The following is a 1013-nucleotide window of genomic DNA, read 5'->3' on the forward strand; positions in this document are numbered from 1 at the left end:
CGCGGAGACGCTCATCGGCCATCGTCACCAGCGCCTCGACTCGCTGCCCGCGCTTGTCGGCGGCGGCGTCCAGGGCAGCCTCGACGCGCGCGGCCTCGTCGGCGGTGAGCTGCATCGTGACTCGAACCATCCCCTCGTCGGTGGTCCGCTGGCGGTAGAAGCGCTCGGGCTCGACCGGCTCGCCGCCGTCGCTGGCATTTGCGATCTTCTGACGCCGCAAGCCGGCCACCAGCTTCTCGAGCTCGGCGCCGGTCATCAGGCGTGCGTAGTCGAGAAGCTCCTGCTCGCTCTCGGGGTCGGCGACCCGGGTGAGCGCCCGCACCTTCGAGTACGAAAGCTCGCCCCGGGCAAACGCCGCGTCAATCTTGGAAAGCGCGCCCAGCTTGTGCGCCACCCGCATCCGTTCCCGCGCCGGACCCGGCGTCAGCCCGGTTCGCCACGACAGCCACGCCGCGCAGCTCGTTGCGCCTGGGATCGCCCAGCCGCCGCCCGCGTCGAAGTCGCGAAGCAGCGACAGCTGCCGGTGGGTCGCCTGATCGATCGCGGTCGAGAGCCGCGCGATTTCGTCGCCCATCGACTCGAGGTCGACTTTGTTTTCGGGCGTCGAGGAGTTGTTCGCGTGCATCATATTCTTTTCGTACCACGCACCTTTTTGGCCGAGACGATCATCGCTGAGCTCGACGCTGCGCCGCGTTTCGCCCTCTCGATTCGAATCGACTCGCGAAAAACGATTTGTCTCGACACACGCGCTCTCATCGCACGACACGAGCAGCTCGCACCGCCCTTCCGTTTTCGGACCGGTCTTTCCGAAAACGTGTCAAACGAATTCGAAAAAAATGTCGTAGCACAGTGAAAAAAACTCGCCGGTCGTCGACGCGAGCGCGGCCCCCGACGCCCCTTGTCCACAGCCGAGCCGCGGCGGAGGCCGGGAGGTGCCGGCCGTAGGTTCCGGCCCCGGCCGGAGCCCGTGGTTGGTTCGGTGAGGGTGGTCTCGGCTGTGGGCAAGAACTCGC

The 1013-nt window shown here is 66.8% G+C and carries 1 protein-coding gene; it reads right to left on the reverse strand.

Annotated features, from left to right (window positions below):
• The coding region (locus ABFS34_17045) for a DUF222 domain-containing protein (GenBank protein ID MEN8377133.1) at positions 1–628 on the reverse strand (628 nt) is incomplete at its 3' end.
• Positions 629–1013: the final 385 nt, after the last annotated feature.

The organism is Gemmatimonadota bacterium, assembly GCA_039715185.1.
In the GTDB taxonomy this organism is placed as follows: domain Bacteria; phylum Gemmatimonadota; class Gemmatimonadetes; order Longimicrobiales; family RSA9; genus DATHRK01.